Source organism: Vibrio sp. 970 (assembly GCF_033339075.1).
This window is the reverse complement of record NZ_JAWOTW010000004.1, coordinates 99,208-119,946: the sequence shown is the minus strand read 5'-3', so window position 1 is coordinate 119,946 and position 20,739 is coordinate 99,208. Positions and strand designations below refer to the sequence as shown.

General features: G+C 46.1%; 17 protein-coding genes. 8 read left to right on the top strand and 9 right to left on the bottom strand.

Annotated features, from left to right (window positions below):
• Positions 1 to 165: 165 nt before the first annotated feature.
• The 5 genes from ruvB to aspS all read right to left on the bottom strand — a co-directional run bounded on the left by ruvB (position 166) and on the right by aspS (position 5,417).
• Positions 166 to 1,170, bottom strand: coding sequence for a Holliday junction branch migration DNA helicase RuvB (gene ruvB / locus R7Q11_RS07555; protein WP_005378312.1), 1,005 nt, complete (start codon positions 1,168 to 1,170; stop codon positions 166 to 168).
• A gap of 286 nt (positions 1,171 to 1,456) precedes the next feature.
• Complete coding sequence (gene ruvA, locus R7Q11_RS07550) at positions 1,457 to 2,068, bottom strand: Holliday junction branch migration protein RuvA (protein WP_017820041.1); 612 nt, start codon at positions 2,066 to 2,068, stop codon at positions 1,457 to 1,459.
• Positions 2,069 to 2,135: 67 nt separating this feature from the next.
• Entirely contained in the window at positions 2,136 to 2,657 is a 522-nt protein-coding gene (ruvC, locus tag R7Q11_RS07545) for a crossover junction endodeoxyribonuclease RuvC (RefSeq protein WP_005387909.1), read from the bottom strand.
• A 92-nt stretch (positions 2,658 to 2,749) separates the two neighbouring features.
• On the bottom strand, positions 2,750 to 3,496 hold the full coding sequence (locus R7Q11_RS07540; RefSeq protein WP_005378402.1) for a YebC/PmpR family DNA-binding transcriptional regulator: 747 nt from the start codon (positions 3,494 to 3,496) through the stop codon (positions 2,750 to 2,752).
• A gap of 142 nt (positions 3,497 to 3,638) precedes the next feature.
• The gene (gene aspS / locus R7Q11_RS07535; protein ID WP_005378401.1) at positions 3,639 to 5,417 is read right to left on the bottom strand and encodes an aspartate--tRNA ligase; all 1,779 of its coding nucleotides are present in this window, start codon (positions 5,415 to 5,417) and stop codon (positions 3,639 to 3,641) included.
• Between the two features lie 306 nt (positions 5,418 to 5,723).
• On the opposite strand from aspS, the gene R7Q11_RS07530 reads away from it, so the two are divergent.
• The 7 genes from R7Q11_RS07530 (at position 5,724) to R7Q11_RS07500 (ending at position 12,333) form a co-directional block, all read left to right on the top strand.
• A complete protein-coding gene (locus R7Q11_RS07530; RefSeq protein WP_224721216.1) occupies positions 5,724 to 6,557 on the top strand; it encodes a DUF72 domain-containing protein in 834 nt (277 codons plus the stop codon).
• Between the two features lie 93 nt (positions 6,558 to 6,650).
• The gene (gene cmoA, locus R7Q11_RS07525; protein WP_017635063.1) at positions 6,651 to 7,388 is read left to right on the top strand and encodes a carboxy-S-adenosyl-L-methionine synthase CmoA; all 738 of its coding nucleotides are present in this window, start codon (positions 6,651 to 6,653) and stop codon (positions 7,386 to 7,388) included.
• Positions 7,389 to 7,469: 81 nt separating this feature from the next.
• Complete coding sequence (cmoB, locus tag R7Q11_RS07520; protein WP_017820038.1) at positions 7,470 to 8,441, top strand: tRNA 5-methoxyuridine(34)/uridine 5-oxyacetic acid(34) synthase CmoB; 972 nt, start codon at positions 7,470 to 7,472, stop codon at positions 8,439 to 8,441.
• Positions 8,442 to 8,717: 276 nt separating this feature from the next.
• Entirely contained in the window at positions 8,718 to 9,464 is a 747-nt protein-coding gene (locus R7Q11_RS07515; protein WP_005378391.1) for an ATP-dependent zinc protease, read from the top strand.
• An 11-nt stretch (positions 9,465 to 9,475) separates the two neighbouring features.
• Positions 9,476 to 10,981, top strand: a complete 1,506-nt coding sequence (locus R7Q11_RS07510; RefSeq protein ID WP_005378389.1) for an inactive transglutaminase family protein — start codon at positions 9,476 to 9,478, stop codon at positions 10,979 to 10,981.
• A gap of 3 nt (positions 10,982 to 10,984) precedes the next feature.
• Positions 10,985 to 11,953 carry an alpha-L-glutamate ligase-like protein gene (locus R7Q11_RS07505; RefSeq protein WP_005378387.1) on the top strand — a complete coding sequence of 323 codons (969 nt, stop codon included), beginning with the start codon at positions 10,985 to 10,987 and terminating at the stop codon, positions 11,951 to 11,953.
• A 227-nt stretch (positions 11,954 to 12,180) separates the two neighbouring features.
• Positions 12,181 to 12,333: a hypothetical protein gene (locus tag R7Q11_RS07500; RefSeq protein WP_005378381.1), complete on the top strand. Its 153-nt coding sequence runs from the start codon at positions 12,181 to 12,183 to the stop codon at positions 12,331 to 12,333.
• Positions 12,334 to 12,476: 143 nt separating this feature from the next.
• On the opposite strand, the gene mukB is transcribed toward R7Q11_RS07500, so the two are convergent.
• Genes mukB through cmoM form a run of 4 tightly spaced genes read right to left on the bottom strand, consistent with a single transcriptional unit; the run spans position 12,477 to position 19,780 of the window.
• Entirely contained in the window at positions 12,477 to 16,940 is a 4,464-nt protein-coding gene (gene mukB, locus R7Q11_RS07495; RefSeq protein ID WP_225466377.1) for a chromosome partition protein MukB, read from the bottom strand.
• A gap of 2 nt (positions 16,941 to 16,942) precedes the next feature.
• Positions 16,943 to 17,668 (bottom strand): chromosome partition protein MukE, encoded by a 726-nt coding sequence (gene mukE, locus R7Q11_RS07490; protein WP_005378379.1) that lies wholly within the window; start codon positions 17,666 to 17,668, stop codon positions 16,943 to 16,945.
• Complete coding sequence (gene mukF, locus R7Q11_RS07485) at positions 17,649 to 18,986, bottom strand: chromosome partition protein MukF (protein WP_009707095.1); 1,338 nt, start codon at positions 18,984 to 18,986, stop codon at positions 17,649 to 17,651. Before mukF ends, mukE begins: the two co-directional genes overlap by 20 nt.
• 2 nt (positions 18,987 to 18,988) lie before the next feature.
• Positions 18,989 to 19,780: a tRNA uridine 5-oxyacetic acid(34) methyltransferase CmoM gene (gene cmoM, locus R7Q11_RS07480; RefSeq protein WP_025998624.1), complete on the bottom strand. Its 792-nt coding sequence runs from the start codon at positions 19,778 to 19,780 to the stop codon at positions 18,989 to 18,991.
• 114 nt (positions 19,781 to 19,894) lie between these two features.
• On the opposite strand from cmoM, the gene elyC reads away from it, so the two are divergent.
• Complete coding sequence (gene elyC / locus R7Q11_RS07475) at positions 19,895 to 20,680, top strand: envelope biogenesis factor ElyC (protein WP_213876627.1); 786 nt, start codon at positions 19,895 to 19,897, stop codon at positions 20,678 to 20,680.
• Positions 20,681 to 20,739: the final 59 nt, after the last annotated feature.

The following is a 20,739-nucleotide window of genomic DNA, read 5'->3' as shown; positions in this document are numbered from 1 at the left end:
TGTTAAGAGAGAGTAATCAGGAGAGAAATTAACCAGTTGCAAGCAAACATCGAGTTAACAATCAATGCTTTTTACTTACTAAACCAGTATGAGAAAAAATTCAAAAAATGTGAGTTTGGTCAACTTTAATGAAGCGCTGGGCAACAAAGGCCCAGCGAGGGAATCTTATTTTTCAATTCCGAAATGCAAATACGCACGATCTGTCGCGATTCTTCCACGCGGAGTGCGTTGTAAATAACCTTGCTGAATAAGATAAGGTTCAAGAACGTCTTCAATAGTGTCCTTTTCTTCACCTATCGCCGCTGCCATGTTGTCGAGCCCGACCGGACCACCACCAAATTTTTCCATAATCGCGAGTAGTAGCTTACGGTCCATGTAATCGAAGCCTTCGGCGTCCACATCAAGCATATTCAACGCCTTATCGGCAACATCGGCACAAATGTGACCATTGCCTTTTACTTCCGCATAATCACGAACACGGCGTAGCAAACGGTTAGCAATACGTGGTGTGCCACGCGCACGTCTTGCCACTTCCAATGCACCTTCAGGTTCCATTGATAAACCTAAACAATCCGCGCTTCGCTGCACGATATCTTGGAGGTCTTTTATCTTATAAAACTCAAGGCGCTGAGTAATACCAAAGCGGTCGCGCAATGGTGACGTCAAAGAGCCCGCTCGGGTCGTCGCACCAATTAACGTAAACGGTGGTAAATCGATCTTAATAGAACGAGCGGCCGGACCTTCACCGATCATAATATCCAGTTGATAATCTTCCATCGCCGGATATAGCACCTCTTCAACCATCGGACTCAAGCGGTGAATCTCATCGATGAACAACACATCGTTTTCTTCAAGGTTGGTTAACAGCGCGGCCAAATCGCCTGCTTTCTCAAGTACAGGGCCTGAAGTAGTGCGAATGTTCACTTCCATTTCATTGGCAACGATATTCGCAAGTGTGGTTTTACCCAAACCTGGGGGACCAAAAATCAAAAGGTGATCAAGTGCTTCGCTACGTAACTGAGCAGCTTTAATGAAGATCTCCATTTGGTCACGGACATGGTCCTGACCTTGGTAATCCGCTAATTTTTTTGGCCGAATAGCACGATCAATGACATCTTCATCACGAAAGGCAGGGTTTTCTGGCGCGATTAAACGATCGGCTTCAATCATCTTTTTACCTTGAAAAATGGTTACCTGAGAGAATAATGCCGCTCGTTTAACAGCAAGTGGCATATTTCTATATCTCGTCATCCTGTACAGCGACGAAGGAGCGTGATACAGGATCTTCTATCCGAGCGATTTATGGTCAAATTGTTTCATTAACCGCTCAGCGTGCTGCTATTAGATTCCCAGTCTCGCCAGGCTCGCTGGAATGACACAAAAAACATCGTTAAGCGATTGGCATTAACCTTAGAGAATGAGTTATCTTGAACAAATGTTCACTGTGCAACCAGCGTTACACCATTGATTTTAGAGCTTCACGGATCATTTGCTCACTGCTCATGTCCGGTTTAGCGATCTGAGACACCACTTTCGACGCTTGAGTCGGCTTGTAACCTAGAGCTAGAAGCGCACTGATTGCCTCTTCTTCCGCGTTGTTGGATGTCGCACTAGAATCCGCAGGAGCAGCATCCGTAAATGGTGTAAATAGATCGCCAGCGCCCCACCCTTTCAAGCGGTCTTTCATTTCAACAACCAATCGCTCTGCGGTTTTCTTGCCAACGCCTGGAAGCTTAACCAGCGTAGAAACGTCTTCATGTTCCACACAAGTAACAAATTGCGTTGCCGTCATACCAGAGAGAATACCAAGACCGAGTTTAGGACCAACGCCATTGGCTTTGATCACTTCACGGAAAAGTGCTCGTTCTTTTACCGTGTTGAAACCGTATAGCAATTGCGCATCTTCACGGACAACAAAGTGAGTATAAATAATGGCTTCTTCGCCAACATTTGGCAGTTCGTAAAAACAGCTCATTGGCATCTGGACTTCATAGCCAATGCCATTAACTTCAATTAATACTTCAGGTGGTTGTTTTTCAATCAGTATGCCACGAAGACGTCCAATCACTATAAATACTCTTTGGAAATGAATTTGCGACAGGATAATAAAGAACTGGATAGACATCCAGTTAATTTTATCGATAGCGCCCTTTTCTGGCACTGGTTGCTTTGCCCGCTAAGGCAACGAGAGTCTTGTTAGTATTGGCATGACAAATCGCCACACCTAAAGCATCGGCTGCATCCGCTTGAGGCTTGGCGGGCAATTTAAGCATCTGCTGAACCATATGCTGAACTTGCGCTTTGTCCGCGCCACCAGTGCCGACGACAGCTTGCTTAATAAGACGAGCCGCGTATTCAAATACCGGCAACTCCGCATTCACCGCAGCAACAATTGCACTGCCACGAGCTTGGCCAAGTTTTAGCGCTGAATCCGCGTTTTTGGCCATAAACACTTGCTCGATCGCGAAAACGTCCGGTTGAAACTGGGTAATGATTTCCGTGACGCCTGCATAAATCTGTTTAAGCCGACCCGGAAGTTCTTTTTCTGAAGTACGAATGCAGCCACTACCAAGGTATTGCAAGTGGCGTCCATTTTGACGAATGACCCCATAGCCGGTAATGCGCGAACCTGGGTCAATGCCCAAAATAATTGACATGAATGTTCCTAAAAATGAGGCCTAATTCGGCCTCAGTCTTTTTATTATTACTTGCTAACTTCGGAGCAAATACCGCTCCCGACACCTTGAGTTTAATCTAGCGTAGCCGCAACGTCGTCAGAGATATCACCATTGTGATAAACCTCTTGAACGTCGTCCAGATCTTCCAAAGCGTCAATCAAACGAAGTAGTTTTGGCGCAGTATCCGCGTCCAAATCTGCTTTCGTAGATGGGATCAGCGACACCTCAGCGTTCTCTGCCTCAAACCCTGCGGCATCAAGAGCATCTTTTACGAGTCCAAAATCGCCTGGGGCCGTGTAGACATCAATCGAGCCATCTTCTGCCGTTTCAATGTCATCAGCACCACTTTCTAATGCTACTTCCATTACCGCATCCTCATCTAAACCTGGGCCATATGAAATCACGCCTTTCTTGTCGAAAAGATAGTTGACGCTACCATCCGTCCCCAGATTACCGCCTGACTTTGAGAATGCATGGCGTACGCCAGATACCGTACGATTTCGGTTATCCGTCATACATTCGACCATGACCGCCGTACCACCTGGACCATAACCTTCATAGATCACGGTTTCCATGTTGTCGTCGCCTTCACCACCAGCACCTCGGCTGACCGCGCGGTTGACAGTGTCACGTGTCATGTTGTTAGACAGTGCTTTATCAATTGCTGCTCGCAAACGTGGGTTATTTTCTGGCTCACCGCCCCCCTCTTTTGCCGCAACAACGATTTCACGGATTAATTTAGTAAAGATTTTGCCGCGCTTCGCATCTTGCGCTGCTTTACGGTGACGAATATTCGCCCATTTACTATGACCAGCCATAATTCACCTTTTAATGTATTTTGACGCTTAATAACAAAACATGTTCTAAAAGCGTTGCTTGGGAAATTGCTTTGGAAGTTTCTTGGGTTTATTTAAACAAAAACTCCCGCAGTTGCGGGAGTTTTCTTCAAATGTTGTGCGCTTATTCTGCGTCTTTTTCTTTCGCTGCAGTTACTGCGATTGCTAGCTCTTCTAGCGCTGCTGGGTTCGCAATACTTGGTGCGTCTGTTAGTAGACACGCCGCTGCTGTTGTTTTAGGGAACGCGATAACATCACGGATGTTCTCTGTGCCACATAGCAGCATTACTAGACGGTCTAGACCAAATGCAAGACCAGCATGTGGAGGCGTACCGAATTTCAGCGCATCAAGCAGGAAGCCGAACTTAAGCTGTTGCTCTTCAGGTGTGATGCCTAGAATATCAAATACGGCTTCTTGCATATCTGCGTTGTGGATACGAACGGAGCCGCCGCCCACTTCGTAGCCATTTAGAACCATATCGTAAGCGTTAGAATTTGCCGCAGCAGGGTTTGCTTTTAGCTCTTCTGCAGTCACACCTAGAGGCGATGTGAATGGGTGGTGCATCGCGTGTAGGTTGCCTTCGTCATCTTCTTCGAACATTGGGAAGTCAACAACCCATAGTGGAGCCCATGCAGACTCATCCGTTAGCTCTAGGTCTTTACCTAGTTTCAAACGTAGCGCACCCATTGCTTCTGCAACGATACCCGCTTTATCAGCGCCAAATAGGATAATGTCACCAGATTCCGCTTGAGTACGATCTAGAATGCCGTTGATCACGTCTTCATTTAGGAACTTAGCGACTGGAGATTGGATACCTTCCATGCCCGCTGCACGGTCGTTAACCTTCATCCAAGCTAGACCTTTCGCACCGTAGATGCCAACGAATTCACCGTAGCCATCAATTTGCTTACGAGTCAGAGAAGCACCACCTGGAACGCGAATAACGGCAACGCGGCCTTTTTCGTCGTTTGCTGGACCTGAGAATACTTTGAACTCAACGTCTTTCACTAGGTCAGCAACATCTACTAGTTCCAGTGGGTTACGTAGGTCTGGCTTGTCCGAACCGAAACGACGAATCGCTTCGCTGAACGGCATTACTGGGAATTCACCTAGGTCAACGTTTAGTAGCTCTTGCCACATTTCACGAACCATTTTCTCAGTCGTTGCACGAACTTGGTCAGCCGTCATGAATGACGTTTCGATATCGATCTGAGTGAATTCTGGTTGACGGTCAGCACGCAAGTCTTCATCACGGAAACACTTAACGATTTGGTAGTAACGGTCAAAACCAGACATCATTAGAAGCTGTTTGAATAGCTGTGGAGACTGAGGAAGCGCGTAGAAGCTGCCTTTGTGAACACGGCTAGGTACTAGGTAGTCACGAGCGCCTTCTGGTGTCGCTTTTGTTAGTACTGGTGTTTCGATGTCTAGGAAGCCGTTGTCATCTAGGAAACGACGAACAAAGCTAGACGCTTTAGCACGTAGCTTGATGCGGTCGCTCATTTCTGGACGACGTAGATCTAGGTAACGATACTTCAGGCGCTGCTCTTCAGAGTTCTTTTGGTTGAAGTCTAGAGGCAGAACATCAGAACGGTTGATGATTTCAAGACCTTTCGCAAGGATCTCGACTTCACCTGTTGCCATGTCTTTGTTTGCTTGGCTCTCTGGGCGAACGCGCACTTCACCCGTTAGTTTGATACAGAATTCATTACGAAGTGTGTTCGCCACTTCATACGCATCCGCCATATCTGGATCAACAACTACCTGAACGATACCTTCGCGATCTCGCATATCAATAAAAATAAGACCGCCTAAATCACGACGACGGTTAACCCAGCCGCAAAGTTCTACAGTTTGTCCTGCAAGGGACTTGTTCAGGTGACCACAGTAATGGGTACGCATAATGAAATTCCCAATCTCTCAAATGTTGTTAACTACGCTCTGTCAGCCTCATTGCTAAGCAGAGTAAAGATTCAGTTATACGCTGAATGTCCACGAAAATCGACTACTCAACATACAATTACGTGTGTTTTATCATTCACTGGTGCTTTTTAGTACAACAAATGTTCAAAAGCGCACCAAAGCGAAAAAATTGGGGAGGATTATAGCGTGAAATTACCTATTTCAGCAAAACTCTCGTAAAGTATTCACACGAGTAGCAAGCAGTAAAGAATAATGGATAACTTACCTCTTCGACTTGGATTGACAATGTGGTCGCACAATCAATGGCAACAAAGTTTTTACGGCAGCGGGACAAAGCCCGCTGAACGTTTAGAAAGGTATGCGCAAGTGTTTCATACCGTGGAAGGCAACACGACATTTTATGCCACACCGACGCTCAATACAGTGCAAAACTGGAGAGCCGCAACCCACGATGATTTTCGCTTTACTTTCAAACTTCCTAAAGCCATCACTCATGAGCAAATGCTAAGAGGTTGCAGCGAACAACTGAGAGACTTCATGAAGGTCATGGAGCCTTTGCATGACCGTGTGGGCCAATGGACAATTCAATTACCAGCCGCATTTGGTCCTGAGCACCTTGATCGACTGAAAAAGTTCTGTGCGAGCTTTCCACCTAACTTCCCTCTCGGTGTTGAGGTTCGCCATATGGCATTTTTCTCCAAAGGCGAAGAAGAGCGAGCACTTAACCAATGGTTAGTAGAGAATAATATTGACCGCATTATTATGGATAGCCGCCCAGTCTTTGCCGCTAAGCCCGACAATGAGGCGATTATTGATGCACAAATGAAAAAACCACGAGTCCCTGTTCACGCCATTGCTACCGCTTCACACCCTTTGATTCGCTTTATTGGTCATCCAGAAGAACAGCAAAATTACGAGTTTTTTAAACCATGGCTCAACAAGTTGCCACAATGGATTGCCGAAGGTAAACAGCCATATGTCATGATCCATACCGCAGACAATATAATTGCGCCAGAGTTGGCTGCAAACCTGTATAAAGACATACAAAAACGTATCACGCTCCCTGAGTTAGCGCCTTTCCCAGCTGACGATGGCAACTCGCAGTTACAGATGTTCTAACGCAACACATGACAGAGGCGCGAAATTCCCATAAAATACGCGCCTTTTTTGGTGCCTGACATTTTCAGGCGGCTTGTATGCAGAGACTTAGTTATGAACCCTAAGAGCAATCCAGATACTATTTTTTCGGCTCCAATCGATAAAATTGGGGATTTCACGTTCGATGAACGCGTAGCGGAAGTATTTCCTGACATGATTCAACGATCGGTACCGGGTTACAGCAATATCATTTCTGCAATCGGTATGCTGGCAGAGCGTTTTGTAAAACCTCACTCAAACATCTATGACCTTGGCTGTTCTTTGGGTGCTGCAACATTGTCTATGCGTCGCCATATCAAACAAGAAGGTTGCCAAATCATCGCAGTGGACAACTCTCCTGCAATGGTTGAGCGTTGTAAACTTCACGTCAACGCTTACCGCAGTGACACTCCTGTGGATGTAGTAGAAGCAGACATTCGCAATATCGAAATTGAAAACGCGTCAGTGGTGGTGTTGAACTTCACTTTGCAATTCCTCTCTCCAGAAGATCGTTACTCCTTGCTCGAGAAAATATACGCAGGCCTGCGTCCAGGCGGCATTTTGATTCTATCGGAGAAGTTCGTCTTCGAAGATGAAGTTTCGAACGAACTGTTAATTGACCTTCACCACGACTTTAAACGTGCGAATGGTTATAGCGAACTAGAAATCAGCCAAAAGCGCAGCGCGATAGAAAACGTAATGCGCCCAGATTCAAAGAAAGAACATAAAGAGCGTTTCGCTAAAATTGGCTTTTCTAGCTATGACGTTTGGTTCCAATGCTTTAACTTCGGCTCCATGTTCGCGATTAAATAGACCATGCATACCAAGCCTGAACCATACCGATTTCGGCTTTTGTTAATAATTTATACCCATCAACTCAGCGATTAACTAACTATGTTTAACTTTGCAAATTTCTACCAATTGATTGCCCAAGACACCCGTCTTCAACCTTGGCTTAATGTGCTTCCACAACAGCTAACGGATTGGCAAAATGCAGAGCACGGTGACTTTGGTCGCTGGTTGAAAGCCCTGAACAAAATCCCAGCGGGTAGACCGGACAACATCGACATTGTTGATTCTGTCACGATTTCAAACAATGAGCCCATGCCTCAAGGGGAACTTAAAAAGCTAGAAAGCTTACTTCGTACATTCCATCCTTGGCGCAAAGGCCCATACAACGTACACGGCATCCATATTGATACTGAGTGGCGCAGTGATTGGAAATGGGACCGCGTGCTTCCGCATATTTCACCATTAAAAAATCGCAGCGTACTCGATGTAGGTTGTGGTAACGGCTACCACATGTGGCGCATGCTAGGCGAAGGTGCACGCTTAACTGTCGGTATCGATCCATCTCACCTGTTTCTAATTCAGTTCGAAGCAATTCGTAAACTAATGGGCGATGACCAACGTGCACACCTATTGCCATTGGGTATTGAACAACTACCTAAGTTAGAAGCGTTCGATACGGTATTCAGCATGGGCGTGCTTTACCATCGCCGCTCGCCTCTCGATCATTTAGTGCAACTAAAAGATCAATTGGTATCTGGTGGTGAACTCGTATTGGAAACACTCGTGATTGAAGGTGATGAGAATGCAGTACTGGTCCCGACTTCTCGTTACGCGCAAATGCGTAATGTCTATTTCTTCCCTTCAGCAAAAGCCCTAAAAGTGTGGTTAGAATTGGTCGGTTTTGAAGATGTTCGTATCGTTGATGAAAACATCACATCCGTAGATGAACAACGTACCACAGATTGGATGACGCATAACTCTCTACCTGACTACTTAGATCCGAACGACCCAAGCAAGACTGTAGAAGGCTACCCTGCCCCTCGCCGCGCGGTTCTTGTCGCTCGCAAATCATAATTCGCTGAGATTCCTGACATTGTCTTAACTCATTTTACGAGTTAAGACATTACCCTCTTTCCTCGTAATGAGCGAGTTTGATTTTTGAATCCATTTTTCACGTCAAAATATAAGCACGCTCTAAATAAGGATGCGCTTTTATGTCCTTGATTTTTGGCTTTTCATCACTATTCCTCAAACAATAAGTAATAGAGAAACATTCTTACTTGTGAGGCTTTATCGATATAAGCTAAACTCCTAAAAAATAAACAACTTAATCCAATCCCAAGGTTTTCAATGTTATTACGATTGACCCCGATTGTTGCCATCGCCTTACTATCTGGATGCTCACTAACCAAAGGCGAACAGTACCACCAAGAAACGTTAGCGGCGATTCAAAATTCAGAAGCGAATGTCAATAATCGCATTACCAACCTAGAGCTACAGCTCAGCAACCAATCGGACTATATCGACAGCCTTGAAGAACAAGTCGATAAACTACAGGTTGAACTTCTTACATTTCGCGATGAAGCAATGGCAGAAGTAAAAAAACCGAAAGAGCCGATTATTGTCCAATCTCCCGCTCCTGTGGAACCAACCCCAACTCACGATATTGTCCTTGGCTCTATCGAAAAGGTCACTGTAGAGTCGATTAAGCAAACTTTTGATGCACGTATCGACACTGGTGCCGCGACGTCGTCTTTAAATGCCGTTGATATTGAAGAGTTCGAAAGAAATGGCAAAAAATGGGTCCGATTCCACTTAGCAGACACCAGTAAATCCGAAGAAGAGAAAAGTACTTGGATCGAAGCTCCTGTCATTCGCTACGTCAAAATCCGCCAGGTTACCAGTGAAGAGTTAGAACGCCGCGCTGTGGTAGAACTTTGGGTGCGCGTTGGAAAAATTCATGAAAAAGCGCAATTTACGTTGGCAGATCGCTCACATATGAACCATCCTATTTTACTGGGTAGAGAATTTATGCGCGACATAGCACTTGTCGATGTAAGTCGTACCTATATCCAAACGGACGAAGATAAAAAATAATAAGGTAGATTATGACGTCAAAAATACCGTTTTACCTTTCTATCATCTTATTGGTGATTGCGGGCATTGCTCTGAGTGTTTTCAGACATGAAAACTACGGCGTGCCTTGGACGCCAGGCGAAACTCGCCAGGTATGGGATGTAGAAGCTCGTATTGAGTTCAATGCTAACGGCAACGAAGTAAAAGCGTCACTTGCAGCACCTCATACACAAAGTGGTTACACACTTATCGGTGAATCTGCTTCCTCATCAGGTTATGGCGTTTCCTACATCAATGACGATTCAGGCCGTCGTGCAGAATGGTCAATTCGCCAAGCTCAAGGGCCACAAACCATATACTACAAAGCCCAGTTCTTAGTAGACCCTCAGGCTAAAGTCACTCCTTTACCGCCAACGGAAGACATTACGCCACCAACGCTATCAGCACCACAAGCAGCAGCGGCAAATGCCCTTATCGAACGTGCGATGAGTCGCTCAGCCGATAATGTGACGTTTACTCGTGAGCTTATCAAAGCGCTTAATGACCCAGATAGCCAAAACTCGTCGCTACTACTGAACGATTTCAGCCGTACTGATGCACTGCATAATATTTTGCTTACCGCAGGTATACAAAGCAAAACCGTCGGTGTTATCGAACTAGAAGATGGTCGTCGACGCCAAACAATTCAACCAATGGTTCAGGTTTGGTCAGGTAAAGATTGGGTACTGTTTTCGCCAAAATCCGAACAAAAAGCAGTGAAACCCAACTTGTTAGTGTGGGATGAATCAAACGTATCCTTACTTGACCTTGTTGGTGGTAAAAATAGCCAAGTGCATTTCTCGATGATTAAGCAAGAAATGACACCACAACAAGCTACAAACAACAAAATAGAAGCAGATGGATTACTGAATATTTCAATTCATAGCTTACCTTTGGAAGAGCAAGCGATGTTCAAAACCATCATGCTCATCCCTATTGGTGCTCTGATCGTTGTGTTCTTGCGTGTGATTATCGGCCTGAAAACATCCGGTACCTTCATGCCTGTGTTGATTGCCGTTGCTTTTGTTCAAACTCAACTATTAACGGGTATTGTCGGTTTCTTGCTAATTGTAGGTACAGGCCTGATTATTCGAAGCTATTTGTCTAGGTTGAACTTATTGCTGGTAGCAAGGATATCTGCGGTCATTATTACCGTTATCATGATCATCTCGGTGTTCACCGTTGTTGCGTTTAAGATGGGCTTAACGGAAGGCCTAACAATTACCTTCTTCCCTATGATAATCTTGTCTTGGACGATTGAACGTATGTCAATCCTATGGGAAGAAGAAGGTGCGAAGGAAGTTGCTCTGCAAGGTGGTGGTTCATTGCTGACAGCGGTATTAGTTTACCTTGCAATGACGAACTCATACATTCAACACTTAACCTTTAACTTTATTGGTCTACAGTTGATTGTTCTGGCCGGTATTCTATTACTAGGTACTTACACAGGTTACCGCCTCACTGAGCTACGACGCTTCAAACCACTAGCGGAGGACTAAACGATGTTCGAAAGTTTTACTTCGCCGTCTAAGCTTCGCCATAAAGGCATTATGGGGATGAACAAGCGTAACCACAGCTATATTGGCCGTTACAATGATCGTTCTAAATACCCACTTGTCGATGACAAGCTAAAGACCAAAATTATTGCACAGGCAGCAGGAGCAACAGTTCCTGCCCTGATCGGTGTCATTCATAACCAAGCTGAAGTTAAGACTATCCACAAAATGGTTGAGAACTGGCCTGGTTTTGTAATCAAACCTGCACAAGGTAGTGGCGGTAAAGGCATTCTGGTTGTTACGTCTCACAAAAACGGGGTATATACCAAACCCTCCGGCTCTACAATTGGTAGGGATGAGGTCGAGCGTCACATTAGTAATGCGCTTGCTGGCCTTTTCTCTCTTGGTGGTAAAAATGACGTTGCTGTGGTTGAAAACTTAATCAAGTTTGATGACTGTTTTGATGGCTTCAGTTATGAAGGCGTACCAGATGTTCGGATCATCGTATTTAAAGGTTATCCAGTTATGGCGATGATGCGCTGTTCTACAGCGGCTTCCGACGGCAAAGCAAACCTTCACCAAGGTGCCGTAGGAGTAGGCATTGACATCGCGACAGGTAAAGCCGTCAGAGCGGTGCAGTTCGATCATCCAGTGACTCATCACCCTGATACAGGTAAAGACCTTTCGACCCTTCAAGTACCGCATTGGGAGCGCTTGCTGGAGCTTGCGTCAAGTGCCTGGGAAATGACAGGTTTGGGATACATGGGTACGGATATGGTGCTGGATAAAGATGAAGGACCTATGGTTTTAGAGCTTAACGCTCGCCCTGGTCTGGCAATCCAAATCGCTAATGGTGCAGGCTTGCTTCCTCGTTTGAAACACATAGAGAGCCTTGGCACACCTGCTGAGTATCCAAAACCGATTGAACGCGTCGCTTACGCAGCAGAGCAGTTCGGTGTGAAGCCGTTGTTCTAACCCTCCGACCTAATGTTCGTTATTACTCGCCAGTAATTGTCATGATTACTGGCGTTTTTGTTCCCGCATCCAAAAACCTTGCACTTGCTCTCCTTATTAAACACATCCTTCTCATATATAAGTTGAATCAATGATCGAGCTAACAAAATCAACATAGATCGTTTCTTTTCTACTTTGCCTTTTGAGTATGATGAGAGCTCCCCTTACTCAACTTGAGAGGTTGGGAAATGCTAATAAAAGAAACAAATAATGATGAACCAGAGCTTGAAGAACAAGAGAGCTTAGACCAACACCTACAACGCTTGTCTGAGCTTTCTGTCCAAGCACTTGAAGAGCTTGCTGAAATGATCGAAGTCAGGGACGATATTCCAGAGGAATAAACGTCGCTTCCTCATTAAGTTCCGTTAATAAGCCGAGACTGCCGTCCTACAGTCTCGGCTTATCTTATGTATTTCGAAGCCTGCCTCGTAAACAGATACAAAAACGCCCGCATTCATTGCAGGCGTTTTGTTAGATTCGAAGTTTACGATTCAAACTCTTCAATCATCTCTTGTGCTTCGGTCTTAGGCTTATCCGTTTGACCAAAACCGCGCAGACCCACTACGTGTACGTGTTCGTGGTCTTTAAACACCTTACGCACCAGTTTGTAGGTCGTACCTTTCTCTGGGCTGATGTTTTCTGGTGCCGCGATAAGAAGCTGCATATCCAGACGGTCACACAATTCGAACAATGTCGCGATCGATTTCGCATCCAGACGCGCTGCTTCATCTAAGAACAGCAGACGACAAGGCACAATGTCTTTACTGCGCAGGCGGCGTGATTCTTCTTCCCAGCTTTGAACAACCATCAGTAGGATTGACTGACCAGTACCGATCGCCTCACCTGTTGATAGCGCGCCAGACTCAGCCTGTAGCCAACCATCTGTACCACGGTTCACTTCTACACTTAGCTCTAGGTAGTTACGGTAATCCAGTAGCTCTTCACCCAAAACCTGAGGAGAACGTTGACCCATATCGATATGTGGGTTCACACGTTGGAACAGCTTCGCCATTGCTTCGGAGAAAGTAAAGCGAGTCGATTCAAACAGGTCTTTGTGCTGCTCTTGTTGTGTCGCTAGACCGTTCAGTAGCACTTCGTGACTTTCGCGGATCTTCACGTTTAGACGTACGCCCTTCACCTGACCAAACGAAATGTTCGACAGGCCTTGGTTCAGCATACGAATACGGTTTTGCTCACGCTGAATCGTCTTCTTGATGATGCTCGCTACTGACTCAGAGCTGATCGCTAAGCGGTTTTCACGTTGCGTTAGCTCTTCCGTTAGACGCGCCAGCTCTACTTCCATCTCTTCGATCGCTTCTACAGGATCATCAGTACGGATGATATCCTGACGAATACGCTCACGAAGATGTTGGTAAACCGCAATGTAGAACAGAACTTTACGCTCTGGGCGAGCGTTGTCTTCTGATAGACGCAGCGCATCACGCAGGTCGTCATTGTTCGCAACCGCGAGACGCAGCGCACCCAATGATTTATCCGACATTGAACGCAGTTCATCCGCTGACATATAAGCCAGTTCACGCTTGTGTAGACGACGCTCAACATCGTTCTCACGCGCCAGACGAAGTACTGAACACCAGCCAGCTTTCGCTGCAACCACGAACGTACGTAGCTCAACGTATTCTTTCTGAACTTTCTTCAGGCGTTTCGCCAAGCCTTTCATCTCTAGTTCAGTAGAGGTTATCGTGCGCTCGTATTCGCTCTTACGGCTGCGAGACGTGTGTAGACGCTCGTGCAATTCGTCACGACGACGCATTGCGCGCTCTTCTGCACCTTCGTCAGCGTTCACGCCAAACTCTTGAAGCTCTTGTTTGAACTCTTGAACCGTTTCCAGTTTCGCTTGGTGTGAACTCTTCAATGATGCCAATACTTGGTTGTATTGGTTCATTTGACCTTGCGATTGCTTCAACTCTTCACGAGAGCGAGTACGCATTTTTTCAGCTTGAACCAGTTTAGCTTTTAGCTGCTCACTCAGTTCGCTACTCTTGTTCAGTAGGTCTACTGAATCAGAGTAAGCGAAGTAGTGACGACGTTCAACGAGATCCGAGAGTGCAAAGATTTGCTTCTTAAGATCTTGTAGCCGCTCGTCTGCCGCTTTGTATTCTGCTTCTAGTGCATCGAATTGCTCTGGGTCAGCATCAAGTGCAGACACAATATTCTCTAATTGCGCGACGGCTTTTGCATGGTTGCTTAAGAAGTTCTTCGCCTCTGCAAGCTGAGCGATTTTCTCTTCTAGCTCATCAAAACGCGCTTGCAATGACTCATCTTCAACAAGCACCATGTGTGACGCTAGCTTGTCCAGAGAAGACAACGCTTGCTTGCTGGTTTGAAGCTGAGAACGTTGTTGTTGCTCTTTCGCATCTAGATCCGCCAGCACGCGAGCAATTTGGTTACGCTTATCACGAATAGTTGCCAGTGCTTGTTCTGGATCGGCGTCAAAAGCAACCTGAATGTGGTTAGACACAAATAGGTTAAACGCTTGGTACAAGCGCTGCATTTTCTGAGAATCAAACGCCGCTTTCGCGTGTTTCTCTACCACTTCTTCTCGTTCGTTACGCAGCAACTCTAGACGCTGCTCACGTGCCGCACGGCCAAACAATGGGATCTCAGGCAAGCGAGAGTAACGCATTTGGCGATCGTTCATACGAACGCAAACCGCGCCCTCTAACTCTTCTGCATCGAACGAGCTGTCATCAAAGGCATCGATGTCACCTTCAATGATGTACAAGTCTTCTGGACAGTCGTCTAGCTCTACCAGTTTCTCTTCGATGCCTGACAAGTCAGAAACAACGATAGCGTGACGAGCCGGACCGTACATCGCACTGAAATAAGGCGCGTCATCAATCGTGATGTCATCGTAGATCTCAGACAGCAATACACCGCCCAGCGTATCTGCCAAACCTTTCAGGCGAGGGTCATTTGAACCACCAGGAGAAGCAAGACGCTCAATCTCAGAGTCTAGCTGGCTACGGCGCTCAGCAAGCTTATCTTTAGCTAAAGACAGCTCCCTTTCTTGTTCAAGGACAACTTGCATGTGGTTCATTACCGCATGGCGATCCTCAAGCTCTTCACCGCTCTGCTCTCTCAGTTTCTCTAGCGCATCGTTCGCCGCAATCCAAGCTGGTGCTATTGCTTCAAGCTTACTGATTTCTGCCACCGCGTTTTGCTCTAGACGGCGCTGTTCACCACGCTGATCACGAACTTCTTCTTGAGCTATCTCTAGTGATTCGATTTGCGTCGCATGACGTTCACGTTCTTGTTCAAACGTAACCTCATCGGTTAGTTCAACGTGATATTGCTTTTTGTATTCAGCAACCAGTTCACGTGCTTGACGCTGCTGGTTAAGGCTGCGTTCGAGATCACGGTGTTGTGCTCGCCATTGCTGTTCGTTTTGTGCGATTTGTTGTGACTCACGCGCTTTCGCGATTGCAGTTTTCGCATGTTCAGACGCGTCTTTGCGCTCAACTTGACCAACGATGCTTTGTACCAGTTTAAGCGCGGTTTCAAACTGCTCTGCCGCTGCAGAAGACATGTCCAGTTTGTGCTTAACCGATAGCAACGCATTGGTGCTTTCTGATTCTTTGTTCTTAAGCTCAGAGACAAGCGCTTGAGCCGATTCCGCCGTTAGGCTGTCATCGCCAAGTAGTTGCTTCGCTTTCTCCAGCGCTTGAACTGCTTGTTGATATTGAAGGGCGCGAGTTTGCTGAACGTCAAGAGCTTGCTGGTAATCAGCAAGTTGCGTCTTAAGGCTATCCACCTCTTCTTCTGCAACGGTAGCTTGCTCTTCAGCCATCATCACGCGTTCTTGCGCTTCTTCCACTACCATCATTTGTTCTTCAAGACGCTCGCTCAGCTCTTCAAGATCTTCTTGGTAGCGTTCGATCTTCTCTTGCTGACGCAGCGCGTTTTGCACCAGTTGCAAGTGATCAGAAGCCGCTTGGTAGTCTTGCTCTAAAGAAGATTCTGATTCGATCAGCAGTTCCAGCTCTTCTTGAACGCGGTTAAGCAGATTGTTTTGCTCAATCAAGGTCTCGCGAGAACCAAATAACTCTGAACGCAAAGACAATGTCTGTTCTAGTTTTTTACGGCGCTCGTTGGCATGGCGCATATAGTCCGCGGCCACGTAGTTGGTCGACTCTGTAATCAAGTGTTTGAACAAGTCACGATCTGCTTGCGTGGTTTTGATCGCTTCTAGCGTCATGCGGTTTTCACGCAGTGCCGATTCCATATCTTGGAACGCTTTTTTCACTCCGCCGTTTTGTGGCAAAAGGTAGTCACGTAGCGAGCGCGTAATCGCACTTGAGATACCACCGTAAAGCGATGCTTCGATCAGGCGGTAGAATTTAGAACGGTCACCAGAGTTACGCAGTTTCTTCGGAATCACACCGAATTCGAACATCTGCGAGTGGTAATCCACGATAGAAGAGAAGGCTTTAAATTGAACGCCTTCAAATTCTGCGATTGATTCTTTTACTTCATTGATTTGACGTACACGAGCTTGAGTCGCAGATACGCTTTCAACCAAGATATCCGTTGGTTTCACATGGCTTGGAAGACCTTGGATCACAAACGGTTTGATGTCTACTTTCTTATCACGACCCGCAACTTGCTGTAGTTTTACTGCAAACAATAGGCGTTGGTTACGTGAGTTCACCACGTCTAGCGCCGCATAACATGCGCCCGGCTGTAGCTTACCGTACAAACCTTTGTCACGAGACGATTGGCTGCTGCCCGCTTCTGTCGTGTTACGGAAGTGCAGCAGCGTTTGGTCAGGAATCAATGCGGTGATGAACGCCGCCATTGTGGTTGATTTACCTGCACCGTTACCACCTGATAGCGTAGTGACCAGACCATCGATGTCAAACGTACGGGCAAAGAAGCCGTTCCAGTTGACCATGGTCAGCGATTGGTATTTACCGCGTTCAATCATGCTCATGCTTCACCCTCTTCTGTTGTTTCTTCTTGGGCTTGGTCGTCTTGATCTTCTTCAGACAATAAGCTGCCTTGGCTTGGCTCTTTGGTGTGCACTACTGCTTCACCATCACGGATTAGACGCAGCTGCGCTTCACGCATGTCATCGCCAATACGTACATCGGCACCAAAGCGGAATACCGCTTCACTGATGCTGAATTTACCGGTTTCACCGATGTTGATGATCATGCCTAGGCGACGCAAACGACGAAGTGACGTACGTACTTTTTCAAACAGCTTTTCTTTATCAAGGTCAGAACCAGTCGCACGGTTCGTCACTAGCTTCATCAGCTTGTTTTCATCTGCTAGAGCAAGCAGTTCGTCGTACAGCTCTTGGTTAGTGAAGATGCCTTCGTGCGCAAGACGCTCTGGGCTTAGATAAAGGAAACACAGTACCTTACCCACCAGCATATCCAGTTCAGAAAGAACACTACGGCCAATCAGAGACGTTGAACGAGGACGAAGATAGAAGAAACCTTCTGGCGCTTTCACCAATTCGGTGTTGTAGCGTTGGTAGAAAGAAGAAAGCTCAAGTTCGAAATCCGACAGCAACGCGTGGTTGTCTAGATCTTCACTTGAGATATGACGCCCTGCTCGAAGCATGCTGTCTAGCGCTGGGAACAGAGGGTTAGAAATTGCTTTTGCCAGATTCTCTGACATGTATTCATTAGTATCGGTCGATGACATTCGCTTGTACCTTTGCCCCAAATTCGTTGATTGCTTTCCAGTCTGGCTGAACAGCTTGGTAGTCGGATTCTGAGTAACCCAGACGTACCGCCTGATCAACGACAATGCGAGCTAAATCAAAGTGATGAGTGTATGGGTGTTGTGCAAGGTAATCTCGCAGTACCACGCTCAAGTCGATTGGTGTGCCTTGATCTTTATGCGCTTTTAGCATGTCACCAATTCGCTCTGCCAACTCATCATTGACTTGTTGAAACTCTTCGTATTCTACTTCCATCGGAACTTGACCCGTTACCTCGTCATCACGCAGTACTAGGGCTTCATCACGAAGGTCAGAAAGCCTTTCCGCATCTGCATAAGTCAGATACCAAGGCGCATCGAAGTAATCTTTGACGGATTGACGCAGACGCGAGCTAAACGCACGGTTCTTATCCATATCAATAGCAGTACGGATAAACTTGTGCACGTGTCGGTCATAACCAATCCAGAGATCGATCGCTTGCTGGCCCCAGCTTGTGATTCGGTCCAGCTTCATTTGCAGACCAAACAAGGCTTCTTCGATGAACTCCAGCTCAGGGTCACCGTAAACAATTTCTTGAATATCTAGGATCTGAGTTTGCAGTTCATCACTGGCAGCTTGCAGCGTATCTTGAAGTTCACGCAACGTGCTCGACGTTTCTGACAGTAGCGCTTCACAGTTGTTGATCGCTTCACGCCAGTCTTTGTTAAGCAGATCAGCAATCTGTTGTTTAACAGACTGTTGCTGCTCATCCATCACACGTTGGTTAAGGTCGATTTGATCGAAGATCTCGCCTACAGAATATTTCAAAATTCCGTAAACGTTTTTCTTCCAGTGACCCGGTGTGCCACCTTTTTGTGCTGCCTCAATCGCTTTCGCCATTTCATCCGCTACCATGGATAGCTGGATAGATAGACGCAGTTTTGAGAACTCACGATGACGCACGTAGTAGTCGGTTATTCCTATCGCTAATGGCGACAAGCGGTAAATGCTCGCTCCGTCAGTAATTTCACTGACAAAACGGCTCATAAGACGCTGCTTAACCATCTCGTTGATCGCATTGTTCGCACGAAAAGCGGAGGCTTCGCCGGTCTCATCAAATAGTCGAGTGACGATGGCAAATGCATCATGCAGTTCACCTTCACCCAGTTCTTCATCGAACCTTTCATTACTCAGTACGGCAATGGCTATCAAAAATGCCAATCGCTCTGTGGTCAGGTTCAACGAGAAATCGTGCTGCTTAACCCAGCCAACCAGCTCATCGATTGGTTGCTCTGCAGCATTGAGAGTCATCTCACTCATTGTTATTCCTGTTTATCGTTCTTTTTAGCCCACACATGAATGTAGCGGCCTAATGAGAGGTATGGCTCTTGTCGACAAAGTTGTTTTTCTAGCGCCAACACATCTTCAAACTCGTAATCACCCATGTATTCCATATTGCCTATGTAATCACTAAATGAGCGAATACCAGATTTGCCACAAATATTAAAACCTGAATTTTCTATCCACTGGTAGACTTCTTCAGGTTTTAAGCCTTTTTGCGGCTGTAGTTTAAATCTTTTTCGGTGAGGCATGCCGTCTAATATATGAGGAATGTTGCCACAAACCACGTTTTTATAGACTAAACCGTGGTGGTTGTAGAACATGACTGATGCGATGCCTCCCGGTTTTACTTGTTCTAGAACTGTTTCAAGTGCGGCCTTAGGATCAACCAGCCACTCCATCACAGCGTGGAACATAACCAGATCGACCTGTACATCCATATGTTCACCGATGGATTGGACAGGCGAATGAATCAGGCGATACTGCTCAAGCAAACCGTTTTTTTCAATATCCTGCTTAGCCAACTGCAGCATTTCCGAAGATAGATCACATAAAGCGATTCGATGTCCGAGCTTAGCAAGCTTTTGCGACATTTGTGCCAAACCACCACCAGCGTCTAACACTTCTAGGGGTTGCTGGTCAGCATCTAATTCACTTAGAATCTGTAGAAAATCTTCCCACACAATGATTTGGCGGATCTCCCCTTTATCGGAGCCGTAAATATTTTTTGCAAATTTGTGGGCGATATCGTCGAAATTGCGGTCTTCTGTCACTTCTGCTGAGTTATCATAACGGATTGTGCCGCTATTCTGGCACAAGGAAAGCAGGAATAAAGAGGGATACCCTCATTTTTATTATCAATTGATGTTTTTTCGGACTATTTATGTATGTTTGAGCTGAAAAAAGTAGTGTCAGCCATGCTTATGCCCCTTCCGGCATTGCTGCTGATAGGCTTGTTGGGTCTTGCTCTCATTAGTTTTACTACAAAACGTAAAACTGGCTGCTTCGTTGTTCTATTCTCTTTTGTTGGCATTTTTCTTGTTGCCTTCCAACCTGTTTCAACCAAGCTTCTTATGCCGTTAGAGCGAGAGCATAAAGCCTTTTTGCCAGTTTCTGGCACCATCGACTACGTGATGGTTTTAGGGAATGGTCATGTTATCGATGACGAAATTCCACCCACCTCGCAGTTAAGCCGTGCAGCATTAATGCGCTTAACTGAGGGCATTCGTATTTTAAGAATGTATCCAGGCGCGAAATTAATCTTATCCGGCTATGCTGGCGGATCTGAAATTAGCCACGCGCGAATGATGGCGAACGTTGCCCTTGCGTTGGGCGTCGCGAAATCCGATATCATTTTATTAGAAGATGCGAAAGATACGTGGGAAGAGGCGCGTCAAGCGGCTGCATTCGTTCAACAAAAGGAGATTGTGTTAGTCACTTCTGCGAGTCACATGAACCGTGCATTGTATGAGTTCAACGCAGCAGGCATTAAACCAATCCCAGCCCCGACCAACTTCTTAGCTATTAGCGAGATAAGTCAACCTTGGGATAAATACTCACCTAAAGCGCGTTACTTAGAACAAACAGAGCTTTATTGGCATGAGTACTTGGGCAGTATTTGGCAAAGGTTGCGTGATACTGTCGGCCAAACACCAATGGTTGAAGCAAACTAGTATTATCTTGAAGCCACAAAAAAGGAGAGCCGAAGCTCTCCTTTTCTTTTTACGATTGA

Excerpts from the sequence above, each read along its gene's own strand:
- elyC (WP_213876627.1), top strand. The coding sequence starts at position 19,895 with ATGTTTGAGCTGAAAAAAGTAGTGTCAGCCATGCTTATGCCCCTTCCG.
- R7Q11_RS07500 (WP_005378381.1), top strand. The coding sequence starts at position 12,181 with ATGCTAATAAAAGAAACAAATAATGATGAACCAGAGCTTGAAGAACAA.
- R7Q11_RS07515 (WP_005378391.1), top strand. The coding sequence starts at position 8,718 with ATGTTATTACGATTGACCCCGATTGTTGCCATCGCCTTACTATCTGGA.
- R7Q11_RS07510 (WP_005378389.1), top strand. The coding sequence starts at position 9,476 with ATGACGTCAAAAATACCGTTTTACCTTTCTATCATCTTATTGGTGATT.
- R7Q11_RS07530 (WP_224721216.1), top strand. The coding sequence starts at position 5,724 with ATGTGGTCGCACAATCAATGGCAACAAAGTTTTTACGGCAGCGGGACA.
- R7Q11_RS07505 (WP_005378387.1), top strand. The coding sequence starts at position 10,985 with ATGTTCGAAAGTTTTACTTCGCCGTCTAAGCTTCGCCATAAAGGCATT.
- mukF (WP_009707095.1), bottom strand. The coding sequence starts at position 18,986 with ATGAGTGAGATGACTCTCAATGCTGCAGAGCAACCAATCGATGAGCTG.
- mukB (WP_225466377.1), bottom strand. The coding sequence starts at position 16,940 with ATGATTGAACGCGGTAAATACCAATCGCTGACCATGGTCAACTGGAAC.
- cmoA (WP_017635063.1), top strand. The coding sequence starts at position 6,651 with ATGAACCCTAAGAGCAATCCAGATACTATTTTTTCGGCTCCAATCGAT.
- aspS (WP_005378401.1), bottom strand. The coding sequence starts at position 5,417 with ATGCGTACCCATTACTGTGGTCACCTGAACAAGTCCCTTGCAGGACAA.
- cmoB (WP_017820038.1), top strand. The coding sequence starts at position 7,470 with ATGTTTAACTTTGCAAATTTCTACCAATTGATTGCCCAAGACACCCGT.
- mukE (WP_005378379.1), bottom strand. The coding sequence starts at position 17,668 with ATGTCATCGACCGATACTAATGAATACATGTCAGAGAATCTGGCAAAA.
- R7Q11_RS07540 (WP_005378402.1), bottom strand. The coding sequence starts at position 3,496 with ATGGCTGGTCATAGTAAATGGGCGAATATTCGTCACCGTAAAGCAGCG.
- ruvB (WP_005378312.1), bottom strand. The coding sequence starts at position 1,170 with ATGATTGAAGCCGATCGTTTAATCGCGCCAGAAAACCCTGCCTTTCGT.
- ruvC (WP_005387909.1), bottom strand. The coding sequence starts at position 2,657 with ATGTCAATTATTTTGGGCATTGACCCAGGTTCGCGCATTACCGGCTAT.